A 14,859-nucleotide genomic window follows, 5' to 3' on the forward strand; every position below is an offset into this window, starting at 1 on the left:
AATCGATCTGTGGGAGAAGCTGGCCTCACGTTTTGCGCTGCACGGAGCTGTAGCTCAGGACTCAACCCCTCTATCAATACTTCACCTTGTAGGTCGGTGAATCCTCCGGCCGGTTCTCCCGGCGATCATAGATCTTGGTCGTACTGATATTGGCATGACCCAGCCATGACTGGACCTTGGCGATGTCGGCTTCGTGCTCCAGGGCGTTGGTGGCTGCGGTGGCCCTGAGTCCGTGCACGCCCATACCGTCACCTCGATCCCGGCCTTCTTCGCCCAGGTCGTCACCACGGTATAGATGCCGTTGGCCGTGATGCCGGCACCGGTCATCTTGCCTCGCAGCGGTATGAACAGCGGCACCTTCCTGTCGGCCAAATGATGCCCCGAGCTTTCCAGGTACTGATGAACACGCCCGGCCGCGATCGGGTGCAACGGCAGATAGCGCACCTTGCCCCCTTTGCCGTGCACCTTCAGGTGCTGGATACCGCGGCGTTCCTGGATATCGCTGACCTGCAGCAGCGCCGCTTCTTCACGGCGCAGCCCGTGATAGAGAAGAACAGCCAACAGCGCCCGGTCGCGCTGTCCTTTAAGTGTTAATAATCAGTATTTCACTTTGTAGGTAGGTGAATCCTCCGGCCTGTTTTCACGGCGATCATAGATTTTGGTCGTGCTGATATTGGCGTGTCCAAGCCAGGCCTGGACCTTGGCGATATCGGCTTCATGCTCCAGCGCGTTGGTGGCAGCCGTTGCCCGTAGTCCGTGGACTCCAAGCCCGTCGACCTGAATCCCGGCTTTCTTCGCGTAAGCCGCCACCACCATATAGATGCCGTTGGCTGTGATGCCGGCACCGGTTAGCTTGCCGCGCAATGGTATGAACAGCGGTACCTTCCTGTCCGCCCAATGATGCCCTGAGCTTTCCAGGTACTGATGGATGCGCCCGGCCGCCACCGGGTGCAGCGGTAGATACCGCACCTTGCCGCCCTTGCCGTGTACCTTCAGATGCTGAATCCCGCGGCGATCCTGGATGTCGCTCACCTGCAGCAGCGCCGCTTCTTCGCGGCGCAGCCCGTGATAAAGAAGAACAGCCAATAGCGCCCGATCACGCAACCCTTTAAGGGTCGATTCATCCGGGGCTTCGAGTAGCGCTTTGGCCTGGTGATCGCCCAATGCCGGCGTCTTGCCTTCGTTGCTTTCGATCTTCGGTCGTTTCACGCCGTGCACGGGATTGCCGCCGGCGATCGCATTGCTCTCCAGGAGGTGATCAAACAGGCTGGCCAGCGCCGCCAATTTGCGCCGGATCGTGGCGCCCGCCAGACCGCGATGCTCGAGCTGAGCGCGCCAAGCCAAAACATGTGATCGGGTGACGACGCGAAATTCATCGGCCGAAGCCAATCCGACAAAACCGCAGAAGTCTTCCAGGTCATTTTGGTAGGCACGTCGTGTCCGAGGATTGTCCAGGTTGGCAAACCACTCGACCGCGGCCGGAACTTGGGCCAGCGTCTGAAATTCGACCGACGTGAGCCTGCGCTGATCGTTCTGTTCGACATTCGTCACTTCCTGCATGTACAGACCTCAATCGGATCATCAGCGACCACGCATCGCCTTTCTAGTCACCAAAACGACGCAAGTAACCATCAGCGTACACGATTTGGAAAAAGCCGCAATAATTGGTGATAACCTATTTTATCACCAATTTTTGGTGAGTGGCTCATGCAGGCTCAGACGTCACCAAGGGGCTAGCAATTTTTGGTGCATGCCGCTCTTACTCATGGCCATGTACTAGTATGTGGGTGCGACCCCCCAACAAAAAGCGACGATCTCACTGGAAGGAGTACGTATGATTAAGGGGCTAGACAAGCTGCAACGCGATTTAAAAGATGCACAGACTGCGCTTAAGGAGTTAGATGGTGATCTTTGCACGGTTCGGTTCGACCCATTTGATCCTGCCAGTATCGAATCTGCTATTCAGCAAGTGAATGACACCATTGATAATCGGGTGGGTGGGCATTCATCAAATCCTCTGGTTCTGCCTTTGATTGAGGAAATGAAGGAGTTGTATCGAAGCCAAATATTGGAGCAAGCCGCTGAAAAAAGATTAGTAGGAGATAGTGAATGAGTTATGTAGACGTATTCACGCAAATCAATAGCTGCATTCTGGATCTTCAAGTCTCGCAGCAGCAAACTTTCGACGTACCTCTTAAAAAATTGGGACGAATTCTGGCTAGTCCAGAGCTTGAAGAGGTAAATCGAAAGCTTACAGCTGATGTTGATTTAGAAAAATTTTTGTTAGACAGTGAAAAGTCAGGAGGCAGCTTTTCTGGCAGCCATAGTTTGGCATGGCCTGATGACGACTCCGCGCGGCTTGGGCTCACCATACTCCTGATTCAAAGGCTTGCAGCGGATCCCCAATATGCACTCAACTTTGGCTATCATTACTTCAGCACAGGTAGTCGGAAAATAATTTCAGGCTTTCACGCTTTTGTTTCACAAGTATTGATTCCTTTTGCTCGTGATTATAAGTCTCACATTAAACTGGGAATTGCCAAACCAATACTAAATAGTGCATCGTCTAACAAGGTTTTTATCGTACATGGGCATGACGATGCATCCCGACATATGCTGGCAAATTTCCTGACTAAATTGGGGCTTGAGTCTATAGTGTTGCAGGAGCAGCCAGATCGTGGCAGAACAATTATCGAAAAGTTCGAACAGACATCTGAAGTGGGCTACGCTGTTGTCTTGTTAACCCCTGACGATGTTGGCTCTGCAGTCCAGACAAACCTACCATTGGCTCGCGCTAGACAAAATGTAATTTTTGAGTTGGGATATTTCGCAGGAAAACTGGGGAGAGGCCGTGTTTGCTTGCTTAAAAAAGGGGACGTTGAAATACCGTCAGATCTTTTTGGGGTAGTTTATACCGAGCTTGATCCCCATGATGGCTGGAAGATGCGACTGGTACGTGAGATGAAAGAGGCAGGCTTAGAGTTCGATGCCTCAAAACTGTACGCATAGAGCAACTTTGCGCGCTCCAAGATACGTTTCTGAAACATCTAGGATGCCAGTATTGAACCACAACCCCTGATACTGGCGTCCATCCTCACATGGGCATGTACGACACCATTTCCCACATCCGTGATCAGTATTGGCCATAACGCAGTACAGCCCGTTCATCTTCGGTTGGGCGGGATTATTTTGTTTGCGGGAGATTCAGCGCTGGACGTATATAGTTACGATACTTTATTAAGTCAAGACGGGTGATGTCGAAGGCAATGGTGCCGCAGGGCCGTGATGAGGAGCTGAATCTGTGCCCATTCTATCACCTGCCTTGCCTTCGCTTCTCTAGAGGGGCAGGAGCAACGCTTTACGTCCGCCACAGTGGGGTCAGACTAACCGAGAGTGCCCCGCCACGTCATAGCCTAGGCCAGACAGACCGCTGGCACCCACCAGAATGCTTTAGTGGGCGCATGCAATTACTTGGGCGAGATGACCATCGAGGAGTTCCACGCCGGCGACGCGTAACGAACCGATAGGAACCCCGCAGGGCCAAGCCGCAACGGCTACCCATCACCTATGAGCAGGAGTTTTCCGTGAGCCACGAGCATAAGCGAATAGATCGGGAACACCTCCCGTCTGACTATCCTACTCATCGGCATTCTGGGGAGTTCTGGGAGCAGTTGGGTAGGGCTGTGGCCACCTATGGCTTCCTGGAGCAAGCCCTAGGTCGGGCTATCTTCGCCCTGACCGCCACGCGTCAGTATGGCCAGGATGAATTAGAGGAAGCATATGGCAAGTGGCCTGGCCTGCTTGAGCGGGCATTGTCTGATCCTCTCGGCCCGCTCATTGATGCATACCGCGAGGCGCTCGATAACCACCATGAAATGCCCGCCGCCAAGCCCGAGCAGTTAATCAAGGATCTAAAGTGTGCTGCCAAATTACGCAATGTGCTCTGTCATGGTTCTTGGCAGGTGCCGGACGTGGAGGGCAAGTCGCTGCCACTTTTTGTCGATAAAAAGCTGAATATCTTCGCCACGTCCATTGATGTTGCTTGGCTGCAGCAGGTCCGCGAGCACGTAGCCAGCTTGGCCTGTGACGTCATCGATTCCGTCAGCAGCATGGGCTTGCAGTTTCCTGGATCAGCCGGCCTGGGCGAGGTCATACTGAAGCCGTTTACAAAGGGAGTGACTAATGATTGACGATGAAGCGGTTTATACACTCCACCGAATGCCTAAATAGCGACGAACAAGGGGGCTCCCACTGGCTGCCAGAGGCAGCTATGGTGTACTTATTGCACCTAGACCCTGGGGAGCTGTTGAGTAAATAACCCAATCAGACACGTTATTAGAAATTTTAACTTGAACCTGATTTTTGTTTTTAATAAGCCTTGCGAGAATTAAGTTACCCTGACTGTGACCCACAATGCTCCAATATTCCGACCTACTATCAGTTGCCAATGAGTAGCCTTCGAATCCTGAACTAATTGCTTTCTGAGCGTCCGCTTTACCGATAGTATAAGGTGAAGAGAAGAATGCAATCATCACAATAGATCCAAATAACAGCACAAGCATCTGATACGTTGTGACCCATTTTGAGTTAATGGCCTTCATCTTTTTCAAGCGAGGGGGCGCCACTAAGACGCACCCAATTATAAATCCGGCGAAGATTACCTGATAGAAGCTTTGCAGGTTGAGAAAGCTGAATGTTCCCACTTTGTAGAAGAATGACGGAATTAGGTCGCTCATTGTCAGAAGAACTAACGCGAGCAAGAATAGGTATGGTAGTAAGTCCTTGTTCTTGTCCACAATCATCCAAGTAATGAAAGATCCAATCGCGACAGATCCTCCGAGAACTAGAGCATGAGGAACTCCAAATCTAATTGTATCAAGGTAGTTAAAATAGCCACTGAGCCACGGAAATCCGAGACCCTCGAAAAATCCAGCCTGCCAGCGCATTCCCAAGATAAAGGTCAACACAACACTGAGCGCAGCCATCTGTGACAAAAATATAATGATTTTAGAGGTTCTATCCACTTAGAACATCCATTGATGGTGAGAGTTATTGAAGCTTCGCCATCAGCAGAAGCATCTATCTTGTGAAGGTGGTTTTTGAGAAACCTCATAGCCCTTACTGCTTATTTACGCGTTAAATCGCAGACTTGCTATTTCAAGTTTTCAGCATTTTTCTGCATAGTTATCAGATCCGTTTGCACCTGCACAACGCACCGTGACCGCACCGATTGGCTTGGTGACGGCGGTTAACAATGTGGAGTCCACCAGTTCCACAAAAAATGGAAACTTTAAGAGCAAATGTATGAAAATGCCCGCCGATGGCGGGCAGCTTTCACACAAGGGCTATTGTCACATTGAAATCATCAGTCCCCCGGCTTGTGCTTGTGTGGTGGCAAGGTTGGGTGTTTTTTCTCACCGGGCGGGTCTACACGGCGTCTTTCGTCATCTTTACCATCTTCGCGCTTTGGTTTCGGACCTGGCTTGATATCTGTAAACATATGTACTCCTCTGAGTCGCATTGTTTGAACGCTTTCAAACCATAGCACACCGTTTATGACTCACCTGGGACTGCAGTAAGCCGGATACCCGGGTATCGTCTGGCCTCGTGTTAACCTTGCCCTGCTGACACATCGCGAATTTTCATCACCGTTTTCGTTGAACACGATGCGTATCGTGCAATCACACGGATTCCTAAGCCTGCATCTAACAGCTTACGCACTCTCGTACGCAGCGCCTGATGCTTCGGTCTGCCCTTTATACGCCGGCAGGCTTTGCCTTCGCGATACCCCGCGCCTGGCGCAGCCTGCGCTGTTGGTAACCTTCCTGGCGATCCCCGCCATCATGTCAATCATCATGTAGTTGATCGCCGCAAGCATGCCATCGGTGAACTCATAGCTTGCGGGTATGTGATCTATAAATTACAATATGGACATGATTGAAATCAAACAAACCGCAACCTTCATGGCCTGGGAAAGCCACCTCAAAGACAAGAGGGCGAAGGCCGCTATCGCCGCTCGCATCTTTCGATTGGCCAATGGGCTCGCTGGTGATGTCGCCCCGGTGGGGCAGGGCGTTAGCGAGTTAAGGATTCACTATGGCCCTGGTTATCGAGTGTATTTCCAGCAGCGTGGATCTGAGATCGTCATCCTGCTGTGTGGTGGTGACAAAGGGAGTCAGCCCAAGGACATTGAAACAGCTAAGAGACTAGCAGCCGAGTGGAGGCCGCAATGACCGAACCTATTTACGAATACGATCCTGCACAGGCGTTGGATGGACCAGAAGGCATTGCCGTATTTATCGCGGACGCTCTGGATACAGGAGACGCTGCCTACATTGCCAAGGCTATGGGCGTAGTTGCCCGTGCCAGGGGAATGTCAGCGTTGGCCAAAGAAACGGGCTTGGCCCGCGAGCAACTTTACAAGTCGTTCAGTGACCGTGGAAATCCAACACTGAAAACCATGCTGGTGGTCATGCGAGCATTGGGAGTCGATTTGACCGCCCGGCCGCACGAACCGGCGGCAGACGCTCATCTTTCATAGTTTCAGGACAACCAGTTAGGTGCCCCCCTGCCTCGAAACGCGTAGTTGACGGTCAACAACAAGCCTTCATCGCGGCGGTTTTGCGGTGAGCAATCTGGACATCGCCCAACAGCCATCAAATATGGAGCTAGCCATGGTGAGCGCAGTGACAATTTTCGAAAACTCAGGCGTCATCAAGATCGACGAGGTGTCCTTCGCGCCTGAAAGGATTTCCGATATACGCATCGAGGGCGGTCATCCAAATGGGCCGGTTTTTGCGTACAACGGTGCCAGAGCCGTGCTGAGCGACCAGGGAGCAGACCAGTTGGTTGCAGCAGGGGCGACTGATAATAGGTGAGCCCCTGCTGCGCTGCAGGCTTGGAATACTCTGGCCAGATTGGCAGGGGGTTGCGTCGCCATCCGTCGAACTGCTGAAACCTCCAAATTTTTTACTCTTCTCGCTGCTGACGCAGACGCGGTGTCTATATTTGATAATGTCCTTATCACATATAGGACGGGACACCACTGATGAAGCTCGACAAAGACCTGGTGCGTGAAATCTTGCTGGCCATCGAGGCCAGTACCAAAACTCCTGACTCTTGGATTGACCTCGCCATCGAGGGCCACAGCGAAGATGAAGTCTCCTACCACGTGATGCTATTGCATGAGGCTAGATTCATCGAAGCACAGGACCTTTGCTCGATGAGCGACTTCGATTGGCGCCCCAAAAGAATGACCATTAAAGGCCATGAATTCCTTGACACCGTTCGGGATGGAGAGGTCTGGCGGCGTACCAAAGCCGGGGCAGAAAAAGCGGGTGTCGCCGGGCTCGGCGTCTTGCTGGAGCTGGGTAAGGCCTACGGCAAGGAAATGCTCAAAGAAAGACTGGGGATTGAGCTGCCATGAACGGTCTGGTGCTGTCCTCGGGGTCGATTCAGGTACCGGCACTGGTCATTCAGGCCGGCGAGCGCGCGGGCAGGCGTTTTCTTGAATTCTTCACCGCCAATATCCGCAACCCGAACACGCGCCGTGCCTACGCCAGAGCGACCCAGGAGTTTTTGACCTGGTGCCAGAGTGTGGGCGTATCCGGTTTGGCTGATGTGGCCCCGTTGCATGTGGCAACCTGGATCGAGCTGCAGCAGCACAGACTGGCAGCGCCCTCGGTGAAGCAGCGCCTGGCGGCGATCCGGCATCTGTTCGACTGGCTGGTCGTGGGCCAGATAGTGCCGCACAACCCTGCGGCGTCGGTGCGTGGGCCCAGTCACACCAGCCGCACCGGCAAAACGCCGGTGCTCGATCCGAGCGAGGCGCGGCAGCTGCTGGACAGCATCGACGTCAGCACGCCGGCAGGCTTGCGTGATCGGGCTCTGATTGCATTGATGGTGTTTTCGTTCGCCCGGATCGGCGCGGCACTGGCGATAAGGGTCGAGGATGTGTACACCCAAAATCGACGGCTGTGGGTGTTGCTGAAAGAGAAAGGCGGCAAGCAGCATGCGATGCCTTGTCATCACTCCCTGGAGGCGTACCTGCATGCGTATCTGTCGGAGACGGGAATAGAGACCGATCTGAAGGGCCCCCTGTTTCGTACGGTTGGGCGCGGTACCAGGCAACTGAGCAGCACGCCGCTGCCGCAGGCCAACGCGCATACCATGGTGCGCCGCAGGGCCCTGGCAGCCGGGATCAAGACGCCGATCGGCAACCATACGTTTCGAGCCACCGGGATTACCGCCTATTTGAAGAACGGCGGCACCCTGGAAAATGCGGCCGCGATGGCCAACCATGCCTCGACGCGGACGACCCAGCTGTATGACCGGCGTCGGGACGGCATCAGCCTGGATGAGGTCGAGCGAATCTATCTTTGATCGGCTATAGCCGTACTCTGAGGCAGACGCAGTGTGGGAGACGTTGGGCGCATCACGTGTCCTACGTTTAGTAGTGACATGCGAACTGATTGCTAATCAAATTTGCCTGCGCGCGACGAAGACAAGGGATCCACATTCTGTGTTGAAACGAGTGCTGTGTTTATATACAGTAGTGGCAGATGAGTGGCGCCCTTTTTTTGGCGCGGTTGTAGCGGTTAAGTTGTGAAGCTTTGTAGGGGAAGGTGACCATGTTGATTTCGATGTTCAGTGAAGAGGCGCGCGAAGAGCTCGAAAGGTTGCTGCAGATGAATCGACATTTTGCTCAAATTCTCTCTTTGGGCTATTTCCACCTCGATCACGAATCCGTCAATCATCAAAATCTGCGGGTTGCCCGGATTAGTGAGCTTTTGCGTGACCCCGACGGCTCTATGCAGCTCAGTTGATTATCGCAACGAGGTGATGACTGCTCACGGTCTTCTGCCTTTTTCAGCCAATTCGGATGCCAGGCTTATCAACCTCTGGAGATCTTCCGGATCGTCTAGCTCTAGAGCTTTCAGAGCCAAGCTTTCCCTCAGTGCGATGATGCTCAATGCGTTGGTGCTCTGCGGGGGGAGGATGTCCATAGGTGAAACCCCGAACACTTCAGAAAGCCTCAGCAAATGCTCGATGCTGGGCAGTGTTTCAGCCCTTTCGTAACGACTGATCGTGTTTGGTTCGCACCCCACTAGCTCAGCGAGTTCGCTTTGAACCATTCCTTTGGCCAATCGTAGCTGTTTTAAGCGTACAGCTAGGAAGTCGCGTACAGGCCTCATCACAATCCTTAAATCGCTAAGCATCCGTAGTCTTAAGCCGGAAAAAAACAACACATATCGATATAAATATCGATTACTGTTGAAATTCCATCCTTTTCTTCGTATGATTTCTCTACCTATTTGGGTCCCTTACGTTTGAAGGCTCAATCAGGCCCCTCGCTTGCGTGTGAATCCCCCTGCTTTTAGCGGACATGGGGCTTCGAAAGCGCGCCTGTAACTCGGAGAAATACCTCGATGACCAATAACTGGTATGTGTTGATCCACGACAGTAACTATCACCGGTCGCTGGTTGAGCGAATCAGTAGCCTTGGCGTTGAGGTGTACTCACCGGTGAGAACCACTCTGACGCCGCGAAAAAATCGCCCATCGAGTCAGCGATACGAAGTGATTCTGTTGCCTGGCTACCTCATGCTGAATTTCGACCCTGAGGAAATTCACACCACACAGATCACAGCCTTCAATGGGGCTTACGGTTTCGTAAAGTTTGGGAATCGCCCTCCAGCAGTCTTGCCGGACACCGAAATCGCCAGGTTTAAGAGAATCTTGAAGGAATTTGAGGACGATCTGCTCAAAAAAGGGCCAGCCAAAATCGGCCTGGATTCGGCCGATCAAGCGATGAACTTCATTGTTTCCGATGCCTCTGTAAACGGCCGTAAAGCTGGGTTCCTTGCGCTCATGCAGCACATCGATCTAGCTAAGATCTCTACCAACCATGCTAATGCCGCGTCCAAAAGCGCAAAGCTGCGCATTTCTTTCTAACGACCCAATCGGTGCTCCATGGACACTCCTGAAATCAAACCCCCTACAGCGCATAACGTTTACGTTGGCCACGATCGCTACGGCAAGATCCTGGAATTTGCAATCGATGTGAGCAACGACACGCGTATCCAAGTCACACCGTCGCAGTTCGTTCAGCATTTGGTTGATCACTACAGTGAAACGGCTAGAGCAAATTGGATGCAAACCCTCATTGCTGCGCAAAAAGCTCAAATGGAGGAAAAACCCGCTTAATGGACTGACCCGCGTGCGAAGCATTGACACCTACTAATCCCGCCGTCGCATCCTTGTGGCTCCTTGCTTCGCTTCCTATCTGTGCTTGCCCTACACGGCTTCGCCAGCAGTTTGCTGCTGTACCAAAGGCACTCTAATGTATATGTCGAGTTGCCAGTCAGCCACGTACCCCGCCCCCAAAGCTAGGTTTCTCCTAGACCCTGCACCATTCGCTACAGGTAATTTTATGAATGCCACGCTCACCACCAGTGCGGTTTTTTGTGCTGCCTTGATTTCAGGGTGCAGCACTGCGCCGATGCTGTCTGTACCCACTGGCGAGTGGGAAGAGTTCAGCCAGGCTCCTGTGACACCCTCGCGTCAGTACGCTCCTGCAAAGGCTGCCGCAGTTCTTCCTCAGCCTCCTCAGAGGCTCGCAGCTGTACCGGCTACCGGACCAGTGAAAGGGGCTGATGCTCCTGTCATTAAACCGGTGGTCGATCTGCCTGTTTCAGCAGCTCCGAAACCTGCGGCAGTGCCCGTCGTGGTGCAGCCAGCCCCGGCGCCTGCACCGAAGATCGTCGAGGTCGTACAGCCGCACAGCGCGCCCAGCCCTGCGGCAAAGGTAGTAGCCGATGCGTTGAAGCCTGCAGTTCTCGCGAATGCCCAGGTCTCTTCTCCTCTCCCATCTGCTTCTCAGGTAAAGGCAGTGCCAACGGTCGTGCCGGCGAAGGTTTTTCCCACTGCCGTCGTGCCGCCCGTTGTGGTTGCCAAGGTCACTCCACCGCCTAAGCCCATTCCCGAGCAGTGGATGCTGAATACCTCCGACGTTACGCTGCGCCGCGCCCTGGGCAAGTGGGCCGCCAAGGCTGGCTGGCAGCTGGTCTGGGACGCCTCGGTCGATGTGCCGATCAACGTCACTGCCACGTTTGAGGGCGATTTCCGCTCTGCTGTCAAACGCCTGTTCCAGTCGCTGTCCGCCGCTGACGTCAACCTGACCGGCATGCTCTATGCCGGCAACAAAGTTCTTCGCGTCACCGAGTCCGGTCGCCGCGCTCAATAATCACCTGGAGTTAACCCTATGACTTCGTACTTGAAACGAAGCCTTGCCGTGGCCGTTGCTTTGGCATTGTCCGGGTGCGGCGCGATGACCGAGCGCGACGGCATTCGCGGCGCCTCGGTGGAAGGCAACCAGAAAGTGCAGGACAGCCTGGCCCGGCTGCGCCAGGAAGATCTGTTGCGCAGCGCGGCGGTGCGTGAATTCGACGGTATGTGGCTGGGCGGCAAGACGGTCAAGGTGTCACGCGACGCCGAGCTGCCGGCAGTGTTCAGCCAGCCGATCCGTTTCTCGTTTCCGGACAAGCCCACGCTCAACGTGTTTGCTGATCGGATCAGCAAGATCACCAACCTGTCGGTGCGGGTCAGCCCTGATGCCTTGGTGCCGATCCAGGTGTTCACCGCGCAGCGCATGGGCTCAGCCGGCGGTTCGGCCATGCAAACCGCGACGCCGGTGGCCATGAGCGTTCCCCTTAGCGGCGCGCTTGGGCAGTCGGTACCGAGTCTGGCGTCCATGACGGGCATGGGCGGTGGTGGCTACACGGCAGTGCCCCAGGGCGATTCCGCTTCCCGTTCTTTCTTCATTGACCAGGCGAGCCCAGCCGGTGCCAGCCTGAGCGAACTGCTCGATCAGAAGACCGCCGAATACGGCGTAGGCTGGGATTTCAAGGACGGCATCATCCAGATTTCGCGTCTGGTGACCCGCACCTACCAGATCGCCACGATCACCGACGTTAATAGTCTCAACAGTACGATCGCCAAAACTTCGACCACGGGCGGCAGTGATAGCGGTGGGGATTCCGTGGCTAAGGAGGCCGGTAAAGTCTCTTCCAATTCAGATGTCTCGGCGAAAATGACGGCCGACATTGACGTGGTAAAGAACCTCAAGGTTGCGATTCAGGGTGCGCTGACGCCTAACAATATCGGCAAGTTTTCTGTTTCTGATTCAGGCGTGGTGACGGTCACCGACACCCGCGAGGTTCAGGAACAGGTCGAGGAGCTGATCAACGCCGAAAACCGCTCGGTCAGTCGTCAGGTGCGCATGCGCATGCAGATCGTTGATCTGACGGCCACCACCAACAATGACCTGGGCGTGAACTGGGCCTGGCTGATCAACGACGCCACGTCGCGTTGGAACGTCAACCTATTCTCCCCGGCAGGCCTTCCCGGTGCCTCTACCGGCTTCGGGCAGATCGGTGTCATCCGCAACGGCGACAACTCGAGCACATCTGCCTTTTTGCAGGCGCTGGCCACCGTCGGCAAGGTGAATGTCCGCAAGGATGAAACCTACCCGATGATGAACAACCGGCCGTTGTCGGTCGCCAGTACGGAAAACTTCATCTACCCGGCGCGTTCCAGCTCCGCGTCCTCCAACGGCACGGGCAACAACAACACCACTGTGGTGCCAGGCGTTGAGCCGGGCCAGCTGACCACGGGCACCTTCCTGAACATGCGTTCCTCGATCCAGCCCAATGGCTCGGTCATCGTGCAGTTCTCGATGGATGCTTCGATGCGCGGTGCGACGAACACCTTCGTCAACAACGGCGTCACGCTGCAATACCCGCAGTCCACGGCCAACCAGTACCAGATCTACACCTCCATCGTGAAAGGGGAGACGGCGGTGCTGGCCGGCGTGCAGAACATCCAGCAGCAGGGAACCGACAAGTCGTTTGACGGGCAGCTGACGCCGCTGTTGGGCGGCGGTGTGGCCAGCTCGTCCACGCAGCGCGCCGTGCTGATCCTGCTGACCCCACAGGTCGTGGAAGGGGTGAACTGATGCTGACCCAATTGCAGGTTCCGGGGTTTGGCACCGCGCTGATGGGGCTGGACTGGTTAACGCTGCCTGGGCTTGACGGCACTCGCGATGAAATCAAGCAGCTGGGCCGAGGCGCCGATGCCGCATGGGAGTTTGTTTGGCACGCAAAAGGGCAGATCGAAAGCGCTGTGGCCCTGGTGTCACGCGCCGAGAGCAAAAAGCGACCGGTTGCGGCAGCTGCACTGCTGCGTGCCGCAATCAGCGAAGACCAGTACCTGACGCTGATCGATATTGGCGAGGACCGCCTCTGGCTATTCGCCGCGCAGAACGGTGTGCCGATCCCGCGGACGGATCGGGTAGGGCCGGGCAGCGAGGTGATGGCGCAGGTCAGGGACGTGCTCAATCGCTTCTCTAACCCATCGGATCTGCCGATCTACACCGATCAGCAGGCGCTGCTTCAAGCCTTGCCTCACTCGCTGGATGTGCGGCACTTATCCCTGCAGATTCTCGGTCACTCGCTGCACAAGCGCGATTTCACGAAAGCGGCGTTCAGCCGGCACACCTCGCTTCCCATTATCCCCATTGTGATCCTTACAGCGGTGATGACGGCGGGGATGGCTTACTACTTTTATGAGGTCGCAGTTATTGAAGCGCAGCGCCGGGATGCGGCTGTGCTCCGTGAGAAAGCCATGGCGCAACGCAAGCTGGAGCTGGCCAACGCGGTTAACGCTGCCATCAACGCAACGGTGCCGGCACGACTCTCTGTGCCGGCCTATCTGGAGACCACGCGGGATCTGAAACGCCTGCTGGAAGGCTGGCGATTGACCGGTCTCGAATGCGCCGCAGCGTCCTGCACGCTGACCTATCAGGCGCAGGCTTTCGCCACCTGGGCCGGCTATCTGGCGGCTAAACCCAAGAGCTGGCCCGCGCCGATTTTTGACAGCGACACACAGAAGGTCACTCAGCCGCTGCCCGTTGAGCTGCCGTCCAGTCCTGCACGCACGGTTGAAGCATTGCCGCCTCGCAATGCCATCAACCAGAAGCTGGGCAACCTAGCTCAGGTCTCCAAAGTGCTTGGCGTCACGTTGACCCTGCCTTCGGCCTGGGCGCGGGTGGCCGGGAATGCGGCCGTCGCCGTTCCGGAAGAAAGCTGGATACCCATGATCGGTGCGTTCAGCGCATCAGGATCTGCGGTGCTGTTGGAGAACCTAGCGTCGCGATTGCCTGCGACCAGTGGGGTGTCCAGCGTGACGTTCAAACTCGATGACCCACTGACCTTTGAATTGAAAGGGACCGTATATGCCAACCCATAAGATCGCGTTGCTACTGTTGTTTCTGCCGCTGGCAGCCTTGGCCGATGATGGCCCGCTGCTTGATAACGGCACCGACACGTTTGGTTGGCTGCTGAGCAAACAGGCCCAACTGATGGGATCGGAAATTGACATGCGAATCCAGCAAAACAAGAACAGTGGCTCTGCGATGAGTTCTGCTGCTGCCAACCCGCTGCCGGGCTCCAAACAGGAGGTAAAGGATGGGGAGCCGACGGTGGAGGCCATCTGGGGGCTGGCCGGTAAGGAGGTGGCCGAGATCAGCTACAAGGGCCGGCGTGTGCCGGTGTCGATGCAGGAGCCCTATATCTCCAAAGTCGATGGCTGGAAGCTCGACAGCATCCAGCAGTACCAGATCCAGTTGGTGCGCACGGACGGGCGCAAGGTCGTGCAGCGCAAAACCATCCTGCTGGACTGGATGGGCGGGCAGGGCAGCCAGCCGATGACCTCGGCCATTGACCCTCCTGCTATCTCAGGTGCCCCGATCGCGCCGATCACCCCTTCCATCACCGCGCCGCTGATGCGCTGATCCTGGAGT

The 14,859-nt window shown here is 55.3% G+C and carries 18 protein-coding genes and 2 pseudogenes; 15 read left to right on the forward strand and 5 right to left on the reverse strand.

The genetic code is table 11. The annotated features are described in order from the left end of the window. Positions 1–73 precede the first annotated feature (73 nt). Together M1E04_RS25145 and M1E04_RS25150 are read right to left on the reverse strand one after the other, a co-directional pair. Positions 74–591 (reverse strand): annotated as a pseudogene (locus M1E04_RS25145) (tyrosine-type recombinase/integrase); the annotation flags it as partial. Positions 592–597: 6 nt separating this feature from the next. After that, positions 598–1,560 (reverse strand): tyrosine-type recombinase/integrase, encoded by a 963-nt coding sequence (locus M1E04_RS25150; RefSeq protein ID WP_456293320.1) that lies wholly within the window; start codon positions 1,558–1,560, stop codon positions 598–600. 274 nt (positions 1,561–1,834) lie between these two features. On the opposite strand from M1E04_RS25150, the gene M1E04_RS25155 reads away from it, so the two are divergent. The 3 genes from M1E04_RS25155 (at position 1,835) to M1E04_RS25165 (ending at position 4,190) form a co-directional block, all read left to right on the forward strand. Next, positions 1,835–2,113 carry a hypothetical protein gene (locus tag M1E04_RS25155; RefSeq protein ID WP_456293321.1) on the forward strand — a complete coding sequence of 93 codons (279 nt, stop codon included), beginning with the start codon at positions 1,835–1,837 and terminating at the stop codon, positions 2,111–2,113. Then, on the forward strand, positions 2,110–3,009 hold the full coding sequence (locus M1E04_RS25160; RefSeq protein ID WP_456293241.1) for a TIR domain-containing protein: 900 nt from the start codon (positions 2,110–2,112) through the stop codon (positions 3,007–3,009). Before M1E04_RS25155 ends, M1E04_RS25160 begins: the two co-directional genes overlap by 4 nt. 575 nt (positions 3,010–3,584) lie before the next feature. Continuing rightward, entirely contained in the window at positions 3,585–4,190 is a 606-nt protein-coding gene (locus M1E04_RS25165; protein WP_456293242.1) for a hypothetical protein, read from the forward strand. Between the two features lie 78 nt (positions 4,191–4,268). Here the strand turns inward: M1E04_RS25165 and M1E04_RS25170 are convergent, their stop codons facing one another. Together M1E04_RS25170 and M1E04_RS25175 are read right to left on the reverse strand one after the other, a co-directional pair. After that, positions 4,269–5,024, reverse strand: a complete 756-nt coding sequence (locus M1E04_RS25170) for a hypothetical protein (protein ID WP_456293243.1) — start codon at positions 5,022–5,024, stop codon at positions 4,269–4,271. A gap of 586 nt (positions 5,025–5,610) precedes the next feature. Then, a pseudogene (locus M1E04_RS25175) lies at positions 5,611–5,893 on the reverse strand (recombinase family protein); the annotation flags it as partial. 40 nt (positions 5,894–5,933) lie between these two features. Between M1E04_RS25175 and M1E04_RS25180 the strand changes: the two are divergent. The 6 genes from M1E04_RS25180 to M1E04_RS25205 all read left to right on the forward strand — a co-directional run bounded on the left by M1E04_RS25180 (position 5,934) and on the right by M1E04_RS25205 (position 8,825). Further along, the gene (locus M1E04_RS25180; protein WP_456293244.1) at positions 5,934–6,233 is read left to right on the forward strand and encodes a type II toxin-antitoxin system RelE/ParE family toxin; all 300 of its coding nucleotides are present in this window, start codon (positions 5,934–5,936) and stop codon (positions 6,231–6,233) included. Further along, a complete protein-coding gene (locus tag M1E04_RS25185; RefSeq protein ID WP_456293245.1) occupies positions 6,230–6,541 on the forward strand; it encodes an addiction module antidote protein in 312 nt (103 codons plus the stop codon). Before M1E04_RS25180 ends, M1E04_RS25185 begins: the two co-directional genes overlap by 4 nt. An 85-nt stretch (positions 6,542–6,626) precedes the next feature. Continuing rightward, positions 6,627–6,878 (forward strand): hypothetical protein, encoded by a 252-nt coding sequence (locus M1E04_RS25190; RefSeq protein WP_456293246.1) that lies wholly within the window; start codon positions 6,627–6,629, stop codon positions 6,876–6,878. A gap of 170 nt (positions 6,879–7,048) precedes the next feature. After that, positions 7,049–7,426 (forward strand): DUF2513 domain-containing protein, encoded by a 378-nt coding sequence (locus tag M1E04_RS25195; RefSeq protein ID WP_456293247.1) that lies wholly within the window; start codon positions 7,049–7,051, stop codon positions 7,424–7,426. Then, positions 7,423–8,382 carry a tyrosine-type recombinase/integrase gene (locus M1E04_RS25200; protein ID WP_456293248.1) on the forward strand — a complete coding sequence of 320 codons (960 nt, stop codon included), beginning with the start codon at positions 7,423–7,425 and terminating at the stop codon, positions 8,380–8,382. The genes M1E04_RS25195 and M1E04_RS25200 overlap by 4 nt, the downstream gene beginning before the upstream one ends. Before the next feature lie 248 nt (positions 8,383–8,630). Beyond that, positions 8,631–8,825 (forward strand): hypothetical protein, encoded by a 195-nt coding sequence (locus M1E04_RS25205; RefSeq protein ID WP_456293249.1) that lies wholly within the window; start codon positions 8,631–8,633, stop codon positions 8,823–8,825. A 24-nt stretch (positions 8,826–8,849) separates the two neighbouring features. Here M1E04_RS25205 and M1E04_RS25210 read toward each other — a convergent pair whose 3' ends face one another. Next, positions 8,850–9,194 carry a helix-turn-helix domain-containing protein gene (locus tag M1E04_RS25210; protein WP_456293250.1) on the reverse strand — a complete coding sequence of 115 codons (345 nt, stop codon included), beginning with the start codon at positions 9,192–9,194 and terminating at the stop codon, positions 8,850–8,852. 234 nt (positions 9,195–9,428) lie between these two features. Here M1E04_RS25210 and M1E04_RS25215 point away from each other — a divergent pair, with 234 nt between their 5' ends. From M1E04_RS25215 to M1E04_RS25240, 6 genes are all read left to right on the forward strand, one after another. Continuing rightward, positions 9,429–9,953 (forward strand): transcription termination/antitermination NusG family protein, encoded by a 525-nt coding sequence (locus tag M1E04_RS25215; protein ID WP_456293251.1) that lies wholly within the window; start codon positions 9,429–9,431, stop codon positions 9,951–9,953. 18 nt (positions 9,954–9,971) lie between these two features. After that, positions 9,972–10,205 carry a hypothetical protein gene (locus M1E04_RS25220; protein WP_456293252.1) on the forward strand — a complete coding sequence of 78 codons (234 nt, stop codon included), beginning with the start codon at positions 9,972–9,974 and terminating at the stop codon, positions 10,203–10,205. A 685-nt stretch (positions 10,206–10,890) separates the two neighbouring features. Continuing rightward, positions 10,891–11,244 carry a toxin co-regulated pilus biosynthesis Q family protein gene (locus M1E04_RS25225; RefSeq protein WP_456293253.1) on the forward strand — a complete coding sequence of 118 codons (354 nt, stop codon included), beginning with the start codon at positions 10,891–10,893 and terminating at the stop codon, positions 11,242–11,244. A gap of 18 nt (positions 11,245–11,262) precedes the next feature. Continuing rightward, entirely contained in the window at positions 11,263–13,014 is a 1,752-nt protein-coding gene (locus M1E04_RS25230; RefSeq protein WP_456293254.1) for a hypothetical protein, read from the forward strand. After that, complete coding sequence (gene pilO2, locus M1E04_RS25235) at positions 13,014–14,306, forward strand: type 4b pilus protein PilO2 (RefSeq protein ID WP_456293255.1); 1,293 nt, start codon at positions 13,014–13,016, stop codon at positions 14,304–14,306. The genes M1E04_RS25230 and pilO2 overlap by 1 nt, the downstream gene beginning before the upstream one ends. Then, the gene (locus tag M1E04_RS25240) at positions 14,293–14,850 is read left to right on the forward strand and encodes a hypothetical protein (protein ID WP_456293256.1); all 558 of its coding nucleotides are present in this window, start codon (positions 14,293–14,295) and stop codon (positions 14,848–14,850) included. The genes pilO2 and M1E04_RS25240 overlap by 14 nt, the downstream gene beginning before the upstream one ends. Positions 14,851–14,859: the final 9 nt, after the last annotated feature.

This window comes from Pseudomonas sp. AK106, assembly GCF_053903055.1.

Coding starts and splice junctions, on each gene's coding strand:
- M1E04_RS25150 (WP_456293320.1), bottom strand. CDS start 1,560: ATGCAGGAAGTGACGAATGTCGAACAGAACGATCAGCGCAGGCTCACG.
- M1E04_RS25155 (WP_456293321.1), top strand. CDS start 1,835: ATGATTAAGGGGCTAGACAAGCTGCAACGCGATTTAAAAGATGCACAG.
- M1E04_RS25160 (WP_456293241.1), top strand. CDS start 2,110: ATGAGTTATGTAGACGTATTCACGCAAATCAATAGCTGCATTCTGGAT.
- M1E04_RS25180 (WP_456293244.1), top strand. CDS start 5,934: ATGATTGAAATCAAACAAACCGCAACCTTCATGGCCTGGGAAAGCCAC.
- M1E04_RS25185 (WP_456293245.1), top strand. CDS start 6,230: ATGACCGAACCTATTTACGAATACGATCCTGCACAGGCGTTGGATGGA.
- M1E04_RS25195 (WP_456293247.1), top strand. CDS start 7,049: ATGAAGCTCGACAAAGACCTGGTGCGTGAAATCTTGCTGGCCATCGAG.
- M1E04_RS25200 (WP_456293248.1), top strand. CDS start 7,423: ATGAACGGTCTGGTGCTGTCCTCGGGGTCGATTCAGGTACCGGCACTG.
- M1E04_RS25205 (WP_456293249.1), top strand. CDS start 8,631: ATGTTGATTTCGATGTTCAGTGAAGAGGCGCGCGAAGAGCTCGAAAGG.
- M1E04_RS25210 (WP_456293250.1), bottom strand. CDS start 9,194: ATGAGGCCTGTACGCGACTTCCTAGCTGTACGCTTAAAACAGCTACGA.
- M1E04_RS25215 (WP_456293251.1), top strand. CDS start 9,429: ATGACCAATAACTGGTATGTGTTGATCCACGACAGTAACTATCACCGG.
- M1E04_RS25220 (WP_456293252.1), top strand. CDS start 9,972: ATGGACACTCCTGAAATCAAACCCCCTACAGCGCATAACGTTTACGTT.
- M1E04_RS25230 (WP_456293254.1), top strand. CDS start 11,263: ATGACTTCGTACTTGAAACGAAGCCTTGCCGTGGCCGTTGCTTTGGCA.
- pilO2 (WP_456293255.1), top strand. CDS start 13,014: ATGCTGACCCAATTGCAGGTTCCGGGGTTTGGCACCGCGCTGATGGGG.
- M1E04_RS25240 (WP_456293256.1), top strand. CDS start 14,293: ATGCCAACCCATAAGATCGCGTTGCTACTGTTGTTTCTGCCGCTGGCA.